The following is a 12931-nucleotide window of genomic DNA, read 5'->3' on the forward strand; positions in this document are numbered from 1 at the left end:
GACGTCCGTTTTGTTATAATTTGGGTACTATGAAGAATCGAGAAAATACTGATGATTGAAATTACAGAGTTAACCAAACAATTTGGGACCAAGACAGCTGTAAATCATTTAAATATGACCATTAAGCCTGGTGAAGTGATGGGCTTAATTGGGCAAAATGGTGCTGGAAAAACGACGACTTTTCGGATGATTCTAGATTTTATTGAAGCGACGAGTGGTACCGTGACTTGGGATGGCGCCAAAATTGACGATGTGAAACGTCAAAAACTAGGTTTTTTACCAGAAGAGCGTGGATTATATCAAAAAGCCAGCATTGAGAATCAAATTCTATATTTTGCCGAATTACATGGTATGAAAAAAGCAGATGCTAAAATTGCCTTACGGGACTGGATGAAACGTTTGAATGTTGTGGGAAAGCCAGAAGATAAAGTCCAAAGTCTATCAAAGGGAAATGCACAAAAAATTCAATTAATCGCAACGGTTATTTTTGAACCGGAATTTTTGATTTTAGATGAACCTTTTTCGGGCTTAGACCCAGTGAATACAGAATTGATGATGCAAGAAATATTAAATTTGAAGGCGCAAGGTGCCATGATTATTTTTAGCTCACATGATATGGCTGGTGTTGAAAAATTATCGGATAAGTTAACCATGCTACGACACGGCAATGTTGTACTACAGGGAGAACCGAATGCATTGCGTGAGCAATTTGGCCGGACTGAGATTTATTTGGAAGCGCCGATTAGTGATACGGAATTGTTACAAATTCCTGGGATTGCACAGCTGGAACATGCCGGCAATGGACGTAAGTTACATTTGAGTGACCCAGCAGTTGGAAAAGATGTCTTTAATTTGGTGACGCAAACGGGATATATTCCGGTATTTGCGCAAGAACCGCCAACTTTGGATACCATTTTTAGACGAGAAGTCGCGGCGGGGGAGCAAAACCATGCGTAAAAAACAATTATTCACGGTTATCAAACAAACATTTAAAACACGCATTAAAACAGTTGGCTATTGGATGTTGGTCTTGACGCCCATTTTGTTACTAGGTGCCATGGGTGGGATTGGATGGCTAGTCCAGGCGACGCAAAGTCAAGCTCAGCCTGAAATTGGAATTGTTCAAAATCAAACACTGAGCCAACACTTAAAAGGTGATCAAGCATTGGATGCGATTATAAAAGATTATCCAACTGATCAGGCCGCCAAAAAAGATTTAAGTGCTGAAAAATTGGATGCCGTACTGGTTGAAAAGGATCAAAAATTCACATTGACCAAAAGAGCGGATGGACAAAATATCGATGATAATAGTTTAACGGCCAGTCTAACGCAATTTAATACTGCCCAGCGGGCGCAACAATTACAAGTCGATTCGAAGACATTAGACCAATTGTTAGCACCGCCAAAAATTGATACCCATGTGCAGAGTCAAAAGGGTGTGAATGCGAATGGCGATAATGTGAACGGCGCGAACTATGGGGTGACGATCGTCTTAGGAATTTTAATTTTCACATTCTTAAGTTCGTATGTGGGGATGATTGCCCAAGAAATTGCGAATGAAAAATCATCACGTATCATGGAAATTCTATTGGCTGCAACATCCCCAGGGGTTCAATTCTTTGGGAAAATTGGTGGCATTGGCCTTTTGGCTTTGCTGCATGGCGCACTATACCTCCTTTGTGGGCTTGTAGGCGCAATTTGGCTCCCTAAAATTCCACAAGTCAAAACGGTTTTGGATACCTTACAGGGTGTTGATTGGACCTTTGCGGGCATTACGGTGGCAATTGTCTTAGTCTCTATTTTGTTATATATGGTACTGACGGCTATTGTAGCGGCGATGGTGAATGACCTGAGTCAAGTGCAACAAGCTGTGGCACCAGTGACATATTTGTCAATTATTGGATATGCATTAACCTTTTTGGTTAATGGACAGTCACATAATATGTTCTTAAATATCATGTCGTATGTGCCATTCTTTTCACAGACATTAATGCCAGCACGTTTGGGATTACAATACGCAACCATGGGTGATGCTTGGATTGCTCTAGGTCTTGAACTCGTGGCACTTGTGTTGTTAGGCACATTTGGTTTAAATGTTTATAAGCAAAATGTATTAACGTATCGTGAAGGGAATATCACGAAATCTGCGATTTTAAGTTTAAAAAATCTATTTAAACGCCATTAAAAAAAGCGACCAGTGCTCAAATGAACTGGTCGCTTTTTAAATTGCTTATTTCGCGTTGTTATCTTTATTTTTCTTAGTCAAAAAGGTCTTGGCGCTGTTATCATCATCTAAATCAGGAATTTGGAAAGTCTCTTCCATGTTTTTGCCAAGTTCATCTTGACGGCGTGTTAGTAGTCCCATAATGTTATGACTTCCTTTCTAAAAATAGGATTGCCTATAGTTTAGCACTTTTTGCGCTAAAGTAAATGGATGATATTTAGTTAAACCGAATTTTTGACGTGAAAAATGCTAAAGTGGTGTATAATAGATGCTATTGAATCAAACATGAAAGGAGGCTAAACATGGCTTCGCAACATATTGAACAAAAATTGGCACTCCTACCTGATTTACCAGGTTCATATCAAATGAAAGACATTAATGGGAAAATCATTTATGTCGGAAAAGCCAAAAATTTAAAAAATCGTGTCCGGTCGTATTTTAAAAGTGAGCACACCGGAAAAACGGCGGAACTTGTTAAAAATATTGCAGATTTCGATTATATTGTGACAAGTTCAGAAAAAGAATCACTGCTTTTAGAAGTGACGTTGATTCAAAAATACCAACCTTACTACAATATTCGTCTTAAGCGTGGTACCGGCTATCCGTATATTAAAATCACGAATGAACGTGATCCGCAAATCATGTTGGCCAGTGATGTTAAAAAGGATGGCGCTCATTATTTTGGGCCATATCCCAACGTGTATGCTGCCGAAGAAACCGTCCATTTTTTACAAAAAGTGTATCCTTTACGCCGGTGTAATGGTTATCAAGGCCGGCCATGTCTGTATGCCAACATGGGACAATGTTTAGGTGCTTGTTATCGGGAAGTACCTGAAGCTGAATATGCGGATCAAATTAAACATATTCAATCATTTTTAAATGGGGATACGAAAGCGGTTGTTAAACAACTGCAGGAGCGGATGACGACCGCATCGGAGAATTTAGAATTTGAGCGTGCAGCTGATTTACGAGATCAATTGAAGTTTATTCGCGCAACCGTTGAAAAGCAGAAAATTATTTCTAATGATGGAACGCCACGCGATTTAATTAATTTCTATTTGGATAAAGGTTGGTTATCTGTACAAGTATTCTTTATCCGACAATCACGTTTGATGAAGCGCGAAAAACGTGTCTTTGCCATTGTTGATGATGTCGGCGAAGAGTTAACCACCTTTATTTTGCAGTTCTACAATCGAAAAAATGCCATTTTGCCTAAAGAATTGTTGGTTCCGGCTAATGTCGATAAAAAGATGATTGCGGAGGTGTTAGGCATAGCGGTCAAGACACCGCAACGTGGTGAGAAAAAAGCGCTCATGGATCTTGCCGAAAAGAACGCCAAGATTGAATTGGATGAAAAATTCCGTTTGATGGAAATGAATGAGCAAAAGACGAGTGGTGCCATGCAAGAGATTGCTGATGCCTTAGGTATTCCAGAAATTCATCGGATTGAAGCCTTTGATCATTCCCATACCAGTGGTGAAGAGATGGTTTCCGCGATGGTTGTGTTCGAAGATGGTGTGCCAAATAAGAAACTCTACCGTAAATATAAAACAAAGTCGGTTGCTCATGCGGATGAACGGGCTGAGACGATGGAAGTGATTCGACGTCGATATACGCGTTTGTTGAAAGAAAATGCTGAATTACCGGATTTGGTGTTGATGGACGGTGGTGAAATTCAATTGAACGCCGCTAAAGAAGTGATTGAAGATGAACTAGGTTTAGATTTGCCGGTTGCGGCCATGGTTAAAAACGATCATCACAAGACGGCGGACCTGCTAAAAGAAGAGGGGAGTCCGCATGTTCATTTAGATCCGAAGTCACAAGGATTTTTCTTGTTACAACGTATTCAAGATGAAGTGCATCGCTTTGCCATCACTTTTCATCGTCAGTTACGTTCTAAGAATTCACTGGCTTCAAAACTTGATGAAATCTCAGGAGTTGGGCCAAAGACGCGCCAAAAACTGTTGACCAAGTATGGGTCATTAAAGAAAATTGGGAATGCGCCCGACGATGAACTAAAAGCACTCGGCCTTTCGGAAAAAGTGATTCAAAATATCAAAATTTCATTACAAGCCCGGCAAGACTAAGCGAACTTTGCTGAGTTAGTGGAAATTAAAACGAATATAATTTATACTGAAGATTACGGATTATTGCAGTTTTGAAAAAAAGAAAGTGAGGTCATAAACGATGGCGTTTGTCGACCAAGTAAAAATTAATGTAAAAGCAGGAAAGGGTGGCGATGGTGTCGTCTCTTTCCGTCATGAAAAGTATATTGACCGTGGGGGCCCATTTGGTGGTGACGGTGGTCGTGGTGGTTCTGTTATCTTAAAAGTTGATTCAGGATTACGCACCTTGATGGATTTCCGTTATAAGCGTCACTTTAAGGCGACTCCAGGACAAAATGGAGCTACTAAGGGGATGACGGGTCGTTCATCAGATGACCTTGTCATTAGTGTGCCTGAAGGAACAACGGTCACAAATACGGAAACCGGTCAAATTATCGGTGATTTGACTGAACCGGGTGAAGAATTAGTTGTGGCCAAGGGTGGTCGCGGTGGTCGTGGAAATATTCATTTTGCGACATCACGTAACCCAGCCCCTGAAATTGCTGAAAATGGTGAACCAGGTCAAGAATTTGGTTTGCAATTAGAATTGCGTGTGTTAGCTGATGTTGGATTAGTTGGTTTCCCATCTGTTGGGAAGTCAACCTTACTTTCAGTGGTTACAGCTGCGAAGCCAAAGGTTGCTGAATATCACTTTACAACGTTGGTCCCTAATCTAGGAATGGTGCAATTAGATGATGGTCGTGACTTTGTTATGGCTGACTTGCCTGGATTGATTGAAGGTGCTTCTGATGGTGTTGGTTTGGGAATTCAATTCCTACGACATGTTGAACGTACGCGTGTTATTTTGCATATGATTGACATGTCTGGGATTGATCCTGAAAATGATCCTTATGAAGCTTATCAAGCGATTAATCGTGAGTTAGAATCATATGATCCAGCCCTATTGGAACGTCCACAAATTATTGTACCAACTAAGATGGATATGCCTGATGCCGAAACGGCTTTGGAAATGTTCAAAGAACAGTTGGCAGCAGATCCTGATGTCGCTGACAATGTTGAAATTATGCCAATCTCATCATTGAATCGCGATGGCGTACAAGAATTGATGCGTCGTACAGCTGACTTATTGGATGTGACACCACAATTTATTGCCAAGGACATGGTGCCAGATGAAGATTCTGTCACTTATGAATTTGAAGCAAATAAAAAGCCAGCCTTCGAAATTGAAGAAGAAGAACCTGGTTTGTGGGTTGTTTATGGTGATGAAGTTGAAGATTTGATGCGTCGTACGAATACAGCCTTTACAGAATCAATTATGCGTTTTGCGCGTGTGATTCGTAAGATGGGTGTTGATGATGCCTTGCGTAAAGCCGGCGCAAAGAATGGTGATACCGTTCAAATTCTCGATTTCCAATTTGAGTACGAAGAATAATTAATAAACCGTTGTTGTAAAGGAATCCACTTTTACGGCAACGGTTTTTGTGTGGTTTAAGGTTGGGTCATGTATAATAGATAGACGTATAAAAAGGTAGGAGGCTCGTATGAGTGATACGTTAAATTTAACGATTGCAGAAAAGCAAGCCGTTTATGAACAAGAAATCAAAAAGTCACGCTTTATTTTAAATATTGCGCGAATTGAAAATGAAGACGACGCACAAGCGTTTTTGGAAAAAATTAGAAAACAAGAACGTAAAGCGACGCACAATGTCTGGGCATACGTCTTAGGGGAAACCGATTCTGTACAACGTTATTCAGATGATGGGGAGCCAGCTGGAACAGCCGGTGTTCCGATGTTAGAAGTGATTAAAAATAATCAACTGCATAATGTGGCTGCTGTCGTCACCCGTTATTTTGGTGGTATCAAACTAGGAGCGGGTGGATTAATTCGCGCTTATGCTGGTACCGTGGCGGATGGTGTTGCGGATATTGGACGTGTTGAATTAGTTGTACAACATGAAGTGCTGATTGAGGTCGCTTATAGTCAGTTTGAAAGTTTGAAGTATTGGTTGGAACAAAACAGTTATCAGATTCTTGATACGGAATATGGGTCAACGGTAACGCTAACGGTCGGCGTTGAAGCGACAAACATTGAGCAATTTGAAAATGGTGTGACGAATGAGACCGCTGGTCAGGCGAGTTTGATTGTCGGAGATGAACGTATTGTTGAAGTGCCTTACGAGCGTGATGTAACAGCGAAAACATCTTCACTAAAATAGAGAGGTGATCCCCATGCAAGCGCAAGGATTGCGAATGAAGTTTTATAATTTAATTGGGTTAAATGTCAGTGCCATCATTTTGATGGTGTGGGTAGCAAGTGTCGCAACACCAAATAAATTTTTAATTTGGAATTTGTTTTTGGCGTTGATTCCACTTAATCTAAGTTATTTGTTTGTTTTCTTAAAGCAAAAACAAGCACCCGTGCTTTTGTTAGGCGTGGTTGGTTTAATTTGGCTTTTCTTTTATCCCAACACGATATACATGATTACTGATTATTTGCATCTTGTGGCAACTGGTGTTGATTTAGTTGCTGGTGTGCAGGTTATCAACTATGTCTTATTATCAGCAGGAATTTTTCTAGGTGTTCTTTTTGGATTAGAGAGTGCTTATCAAATGCAGCAAGCGATGTTGGGCAATACGCCAAAATTACTATCGATTGGTTATTATGGTGGGTTAGCGGTGTTAACATCGTTTGGTATTTATTTAGGCCGTTATCTTCGGTTAAATTCATGGCATATATTCACAGAACCAGTGCGGGTGTTAAGAGCAGTGGAATATTCAGTGATGAACGATGTTCATTTCACGGTGATGTTTATGATTTGGTTCACGGCCCTGCAATTGATTCTGTTTGCAGTTTATTATTGTTTAAAACGTGGATAAAGAAATAGGATTCCAGTATTGAACTGGAATCCTATTTTTTATTGGCGTAAACTTTTTGAAAGATTTAAGAACCAAATGGCATTTAAAGCAACTAAAATGGCACTGGCAACAAAGACCCCGCGATAGCCGAATTGGGTTGCGACGACTGACCCGAGCAATGGGCCAAACACAGCTCCCATCGATTGAAACGATTGGTTATATGAAAATATCCGACTTGTAATTTGGCGTGGCGTTGTACGCGTCAACAAGGTTTGCACCGCAGGCATCATCGTTGAATTTGAAATTCCCATAATGAACCGTAAGAAAATCAATTGCCAGATGGTTGTCACCCACGCGATTGGTAAGAGTGAAATAAAGCCAATTCCAAAGCCAACTAAAATCATTTTATCGGTTCCAAATCGATCGCCCAAGACACCAAATTTTTGAGCTGCAAATAAGGTGGCGATTCCAGGCATGGCTGTGACAACACCGGCCAAAAATGTGGTTGAAAGGCTTGTTGTATTAAGCTCACGTACAAACAGAGCGATGAATGGCGAAATTGAGAAGTTGGCCATTTGAATAATTAAAGTGGTTGTAAACAAACCAAATGTTAACTTTGGGTCATCAAGTTCACTGATAACCGTTTTGAGTGATGGTGCTTGATCCCGTTCGACCGGGACAAAATCTTCTTGAACCATGAACCAAGTTAACAAAAAGACAAGCATAAAAATAATAGCAGTGATGAAAAAGGCAAGGCGATATGAAAATAGGGATGCCAAAGTACCACCAATAAAGGGACCGAGAAGTTGACCGGCTGTTGTTCCGGTTACCAACAGTCCCATGGCATAGCCGGCGCGATTCTTTGGAGTTTGAGTGGCAATCATCGCATTTGCATTAGAAATGAAACCACCTAATAAACCTTGAATTGCACGCAGTGCGACTAATTGCCACACATTTGTGACAATGCCCATTAAGGCAAAGACAATTGCCATTCCAAAAGCGGCACGTAGTAACATCAACTTACGACCTTTGGCATCGGCTAAACGCCCCCAGAAAGGTGACGCAATCGCTGTCGCTAGGTATGAAATAGAAAAGGTTAGTGAACTATAGAATGATAATTGGCTTGCTGTAAATTTTCCTAAAGTATCAACATATAGTGACATGAAAGGAAGAACTTCGCTAAAGCCAATGCCCATCATAAATACACCAAACCAGAGTACATACAAATTACGCTGCCAGATAGGTAAGTCAGCTAATTTATTTTGAATTTTTTGAAGCATTAAAATTCCCCCTTTAGTGCATTGAGGTCATTGTGGAGATGGCCATTTCGCTGATTAGATGTACTGTATTATAGAACTTTACGCCCCTGAAAGCGAATTAACTTTTGCAAAAAACACTTGCAAAAAATATAAGACAGTGTATTATATTCAAAAAGACAACTAATTTATAACTAAATAATAAGTAATTTGCAGATTTAATTGTTAGAAAATGGCTAACAAGTTTCTACCGCCTTCCTAAAATGGCGACAATCCGCAAATGCATTTTTTGTGCATTTGTGGATATTTGTATCCGCAGGTGCACTTTTTTATTTGGTTATAGACACATTTATTGGAGGAAAAGATGACATTTTCAAGCACAAATAAGGTAACTAAACTCGGCTTAACATTCGATGACGTATTATTGGTCCCAGCAGAATCCCACGTGTTACCAAATGACGTTGATTTGGCGGTGTCATTAACTCCAACGCTAAAATTAAATATTCCAATTTTGTCAGCTGCAATGGATACCGTTACTGAATCACGTTTGGCCGTTCGCATGGCACAATTAGGTGGTTTAGGGGTTGTGCATAAAAATATGCTTATTGAACAACAAGCAGCTGAAGTTGCCAAGGTTAAAAATGCTGACGTAGATTATGGGAACTTCCCTAATGCCGCAACTGATGTGAAGGGACATTTAATTGTTGCTGGAGCAGTCGGTGTAACATCAGACTCACTTAAGCGTGTAGAAGCGCTTGTTGCTGAAGGTGTTGATGCGATTGTCCTCGATTCAGCCCATGGGCATTCAGATGGTATTTTACGTAAAGTTGCTGAAATTCGCGAAGCCTTTCCTAACTTAAATATTATTGCTGGAAATATTGCAACTTCAGCCGGAGCAGCCGCCCTTTATGATGCGGGTGTTGACGTTGTTAAAGTTGGAATTGGTCCTGGTTCAATTTGTACGACACGTGTTGTTGCCGGTGTCGGTGTACCACAATTAACGGCAGTTATGGATGCAGCTGAAGTTGCGGCACAATATGGTAAAACCATTATTGCTGACGGTGGTTTGAAGTATTCTGGTGACATTGTTAAAGCGATTGCGGCCGGTGGAAATGCAGTAATGCTTGGATCAATGTTAGCTGGAACGCAAGAAGCGCCAGGTGAAGTCATGACAGATGAACAAACTGGATTAAAGTTTAAGACATATCGTGGCATGGGTTCAATTGCGGCAATGGAAAATGGCTCAAAGGATCGTTACTTCCAAGGCGAAGTGAATGAAGCAAATAAGATGGTTCCTGAAGGAATTGAAGGCCGTACAACTTATAAGGGTGTGTTAGATGATGTCATCTTCCAAATCCTAGGTGGTCTTCGTTCAGGAATGGGATACACTGGTGCCGGTTCAATTGAAGAGTTGATTGAAAAAGGCCAATTCGTTCAAATCACAAATGCTGGTTTGATTGAAAGTCATCCCCATGATGTGCAAATTTCAAAGGCTGCACCAAATTACGGTAAGGCATAATCAAATGTCCCTAACATCAGTTAGGGGCTTTTTTTGATTTGCAACTTCGCTTTAACTTAATATCTGATATAATAAATAACTAGAAACGAAATGAGTGAGGTGCAAGAACATGTTTGAATATTTAAAAGGGATGATTACAAATGTCATGCCTGGTTATATTGTGGTTGATGTCGCCGGTGTTGGCTACCGCGTCGTCACTGCAAATCCATTTGCCTTCACAAATCAGCAAACAGCAACAGTTTATGTGGAACAAATTGTTCGAGACAATGAGCAAACTTTATACGGATTTTTAACGTTAGATGAAAAAGTGCTTTTTCAAAAGTTGTTAGCTGTTTCAGGAATTGGACCTAAGTCAGCTTTGGCGATTTTGGCAAGTAGCGATCATTCTGGACTCGTGCAAGCGATTGTTAATAATGATGTGAGTTTTTTGACAAAATTTCCTGGCATTGGTAAAAAAACAGCCCAGCAGATTATTTTGGACTTACAAAATAAAGTTGACGAACTACCATTCCAGACCAACTCAGATACTTTTGAATTAGAATTGCCAAAAATGGCTGAGCCAGATAATTTGGCTGAAGCTTTGCAAGCGTTAGAAGCATTGGGCTATGCCAAAAAGGACTTAAAGCGAATCGAAAAGCAATTACAGGCAGAAACGTTATCAGATACAGCTGCTTATGTGAGTGCTGGATTGAAATTATTACAATAGAAAGAAGTAATCAATGACTGAAGATTTATTACATGATGCTTCGGCTGAAGAATTGGAACAAACGTTAGAATTGTCATTACGTCCAAGTACTCTAAAGCAGTATATTGGACAGGCGACATTAAAGGAACGGTTATCCGTCTATATTCAAGCTGCCAAGCAACGCGAAGAATCCTTAGACCATGTGTTATTGTATGGGCCACCAGGCCTTGGTAAAACAACATTGGCAATGGTTATCGCCAATGAAATGGAAGTGGGGATTCGAACAACGAGTGGCCCTGCGATTGAAAAATCAGGTGATTTATTAGCTTTGTTAAATGAGTTGAGTCCAGGGGATGTCTTATTTATTGATGAAATTCACCGGTTACCAAAGCCAGTTGAAGAAATGCTTTATTCGGCGATGGAAGACTTTTATGTGGATATTATTGTTGGGGAAGGGCCTACCGCCCATCCGGTCCATTTTCCATTACCACCATTTACTTTAATTGGTGCAACGACACGAGCAGGGATGCTATCACAACCCTTACGTGATCGTTTTGGCATTGTGGAACATATGGCGTATTATAATTCAAATGAATTGGCAACGATTATTAAACGTTCAGCTGATGTTTTTAATACAACAATTTCTGATCAAGGGGCGTTTGAATTGGCACGACGCTCACGCGGAACCCCGAGAATTGCAAATCGTTTGTTAAAACGCGTGCGTGATTTTGCGATGGTTGATCATCAAGATGAAATTACAGATGAGACTGTTGATTATGCCTTAGCCTTGTTAAAGGTTGATAATATGGGATTAGACCAGATTGACCATAAAATTTTGCATACGATGATTGATTTCTACCACGGCGGACCTGTTGGTGTAAATACAATTGCGGCTAATATTGGTGAAGAAGTTGAGACAATTGAATCAATGTATGAACCTTACTTATTGCAGATTGGCTTTCTTCAGCGAACACCGCGTGGACGACAGGTTTCACCACTAGCTTATGAACATTTACATATTCCGTATTCAGACAAGGAGCAGAAATAATGACAGATGATGTGAAAAATTATACTTTAGATGATTTTGATTATGATTTACCTGAGGAACTGATTGCACAAACGCCACTTAAAGAGCGTGATACATCACGTTTACTGGTTTTAGATGCGAATACTGGTGCAACAGATGATCAACATTTCTACGATATTATTAATTATTTAAACCCAGGTGATGCGTTGGTTATGAATAACTCACGTGTTTTACCTGCGCGTCTATATGGTGTACGTCCTGATACTGGGGGGCATGTTGAAGTCCTACTATTGCGTCAAGACCATGATGATGTTTGGGAAACGTTGATTAAGCCAGCCCGTAAGTATCGTGTTGGTCAAACGATTTCATTTGGGGATGGTTTATTAGAAGGTGTGGTTACAGAAGAATTAGAACATGGTGGACGCATGGTTGAATTCCACTATGATGGTATTTTCTTGGAAATTCTAGAACAATTAGGTGAAATGCCATTGCCACCTTATATCAAAGAAAAATTAGATGACAAAGAACGTTATCAAACGGTTTACTCTAAGGTAAATGGTTCTGCTGCAGCACCAACAGCTGGTCTGCATTGGACGCCTGAATTGTTGGAGAAGGTCGCAGCTAAAGGCGTTAAGATTGTTGAGTTAACTTTGCATGTTGGCTTGGGGACATTCCGCCCGGTTGAAGAAGAGAATTTAGATGATCATAAAATGCATTCCGAGTTCTACCAACTTTCACAAGAAGCGGCTGATACATTGAATGAAGTTCATGCCAATGGGGGGCGCATTATTGCGACTGGAACAACATCTATTCGTACACTTGAGACAATTGGATCAAAGTTTGATGGTCAATTAGAGGCGGATTCAGGTTGGACCGATATCTTCATTCGTCCTGGTTATAAGTGGACTGTGGTAGATGCCTTTATTACGAATTTCCACTTGCCTAAGTCAACGTTGGTCATGTTAGTGGCTTCATTTACGGGACGTGAAAACATCTTAAATGCGTATCAACATGCGATTGAAGAGCACTATCGTTTCTTCTCATTTGGGGATGCAATGTACGTTCATAAATAAATTTAGGTATTTTTGTTGACAGTATCGTTTAATTGCGGTATATTATTATTTGTTGTTCGGCAACAGATAATAATTTGCGGATGTAGTACAATGGCTAGTGCTCCAGCCTTCCAAGCTGGGAATGCGGGTTCGATTCCCGTCATCCGCTTTGACTTTTAAATAAGTCAAGGTAGATCATTGAAAACTGAATATCGTTTCGATATAAACAAATGTGTAGGGTCACCA

The 12931-nt window shown here is 40.3% G+C and carries 12 protein-coding genes, 1 tRNA gene and 1 riboswitch; of the genes, 11 read left to right on the forward strand and 2 right to left on the reverse strand.

Annotated features, from left to right (window positions below):
• Positions 1–51 precede the first annotated feature (51 nt).
• Positions 52–957: an ABC transporter ATP-binding protein gene (locus IV67_RS07465; protein ID WP_057788619.1), complete on the forward strand. Its 906-nt coding sequence runs from the start codon at positions 52–54 to the stop codon at positions 955–957.
• The gene (locus IV67_RS07470; protein ID WP_057788621.1) at positions 950–2185 is read left to right on the forward strand and encodes an ABC transporter permease; all 1236 of its coding nucleotides are present in this window, start codon (positions 950–952) and stop codon (positions 2183–2185) included. Before IV67_RS07465 ends, IV67_RS07470 begins: the two co-directional genes overlap by 8 nt.
• 45 nt (positions 2186–2230) lie before the next feature.
• On the opposite strand, the gene IV67_RS09570 is transcribed toward IV67_RS07470, so the two are convergent.
• Complete coding sequence (locus IV67_RS09570) at positions 2231–2365, reverse strand: hypothetical protein (RefSeq protein ID WP_269082769.1); 135 nt, start codon at positions 2363–2365, stop codon at positions 2231–2233.
• Between the two features lie 161 nt (positions 2366–2526).
• On the opposite strand from IV67_RS09570, the gene uvrC reads away from it, so the two are divergent.
• The 4 genes from uvrC (at position 2527) to IV67_RS07490 (ending at position 7167) form a co-directional block, all read left to right on the forward strand.
• A complete protein-coding gene (gene uvrC, locus IV67_RS07475) occupies positions 2527–4311 on the forward strand; it encodes an excinuclease ABC subunit UvrC (protein ID WP_057788623.1) in 1785 nt (594 codons plus the stop codon).
• Between the two features lie 100 nt (positions 4312–4411).
• Positions 4412–5722, forward strand: a complete 1311-nt coding sequence (obgE, locus tag IV67_RS07480; RefSeq protein WP_057788626.1) for a GTPase ObgE — start codon at positions 4412–4414, stop codon at positions 5720–5722.
• A gap of 109 nt (positions 5723–5831) precedes the next feature.
• Positions 5832–6506, forward strand: coding sequence for a YigZ family protein (locus IV67_RS07485; protein WP_057788628.1), 675 nt, complete (start codon positions 5832–5834; stop codon positions 6504–6506).
• A 13-nt stretch (positions 6507–6519) separates the two neighbouring features.
• Entirely contained in the window at positions 6520–7167 is a 648-nt protein-coding gene (locus tag IV67_RS07490) for a DUF1361 domain-containing protein (RefSeq protein ID WP_057788630.1), read from the forward strand.
• 38 nt (positions 7168–7205) lie between these two features.
• Here IV67_RS07490 and IV67_RS07495 read toward each other — a convergent pair whose 3' ends face one another.
• A complete protein-coding gene (locus IV67_RS07495) occupies positions 7206–8426 on the reverse strand; it encodes an MFS transporter (protein WP_057788632.1) in 1221 nt (406 codons plus the stop codon).
• Positions 8427–8596: 170 nt separating this feature from the next.
• A riboswitch (purine riboswitch) is annotated at positions 8597–8695 on the forward strand.
• 71 nt (positions 8696–8766) lie between these two features.
• On the opposite strand from IV67_RS07495, the gene guaB reads away from it, so the two are divergent.
• From guaB to IV67_RS07520, 5 genes are all read left to right on the forward strand, one after another.
• The gene (guaB, locus tag IV67_RS07500) at positions 8767–9921 is read left to right on the forward strand and encodes an IMP dehydrogenase (RefSeq protein WP_057788634.1); all 1155 of its coding nucleotides are present in this window, start codon (positions 8767–8769) and stop codon (positions 9919–9921) included.
• 109 nt (positions 9922–10030) lie between these two features.
• Entirely contained in the window at positions 10031–10627 is a 597-nt protein-coding gene (gene ruvA / locus IV67_RS07505) for a Holliday junction branch migration protein RuvA (protein ID WP_057788636.1), read from the forward strand.
• Between the two features lie 13 nt (positions 10628–10640).
• Positions 10641–11654 (forward strand): Holliday junction branch migration DNA helicase RuvB, encoded by a 1014-nt coding sequence (ruvB, locus tag IV67_RS07510; protein WP_057788638.1) that lies wholly within the window; start codon positions 10641–10643, stop codon positions 11652–11654.
• Positions 11654–12706 (forward strand): tRNA preQ1(34) S-adenosylmethionine ribosyltransferase-isomerase QueA, encoded by a 1053-nt coding sequence (gene queA / locus IV67_RS07515; RefSeq protein WP_057788640.1) that lies wholly within the window; start codon positions 11654–11656, stop codon positions 12704–12706. Before ruvB ends, queA begins: the two co-directional genes overlap by 1 nt.
• 76 nt (positions 12707–12782) lie before the next feature.
• Positions 12783–12854: transfer RNA gene (locus tag IV67_RS07520), tRNA-Gly, on the forward strand.
• The last annotated feature ends 77 nt before the right edge of the window (positions 12855–12931 follow it).

Source organism: Weissella minor (assembly GCF_001437425.1).
Lineage (GTDB): Bacteria > Bacillota > Bacilli > Lactobacillales > Lactobacillaceae > Weissella > Weissella minor.

Excerpts from the sequence above, each read along its gene's own strand:
- IV67_RS07465 (WP_057788619.1), top strand. The coding sequence starts at position 52 with ATGATTGAAATTACAGAGTTAACCAAACAATTTGGGACCAAGACAGCT.
- IV67_RS07470 (WP_057788621.1), top strand. The coding sequence starts at position 950 with ATGCGTAAAAAACAATTATTCACGGTTATCAAACAAACATTTAAAACA.
- IV67_RS09570 (WP_269082769.1), bottom strand. The coding sequence starts at position 2,365 with ATGGGACTACTAACACGCCGTCAAGATGAACTTGGCAAAAACATGGAA.
- uvrC (WP_057788623.1), top strand. The coding sequence starts at position 2,527 with ATGGCTTCGCAACATATTGAACAAAAATTGGCACTCCTACCTGATTTA.
- obgE (WP_057788626.1), top strand. The coding sequence starts at position 4,412 with ATGGCGTTTGTCGACCAAGTAAAAATTAATGTAAAAGCAGGAAAGGGT.
- IV67_RS07485 (WP_057788628.1), top strand. The coding sequence starts at position 5,832 with ATGAGTGATACGTTAAATTTAACGATTGCAGAAAAGCAAGCCGTTTAT.
- IV67_RS07490 (WP_057788630.1), top strand. The coding sequence starts at position 6,520 with ATGCAAGCGCAAGGATTGCGAATGAAGTTTTATAATTTAATTGGGTTA.
- IV67_RS07495 (WP_057788632.1), bottom strand. The coding sequence starts at position 8,426 with ATGCTTCAAAAAATTCAAAATAAATTAGCTGACTTACCTATCTGGCAG.
- guaB (WP_057788634.1), top strand. The coding sequence starts at position 8,767 with ATGACATTTTCAAGCACAAATAAGGTAACTAAACTCGGCTTAACATTC.
- ruvA (WP_057788636.1), top strand. The coding sequence starts at position 10,031 with ATGTTTGAATATTTAAAAGGGATGATTACAAATGTCATGCCTGGTTAT.
- ruvB (WP_057788638.1), top strand. The coding sequence starts at position 10,641 with ATGACTGAAGATTTATTACATGATGCTTCGGCTGAAGAATTGGAACAA.
- queA (WP_057788640.1), top strand. The coding sequence starts at position 11,654 with ATGACAGATGATGTGAAAAATTATACTTTAGATGATTTTGATTATGAT.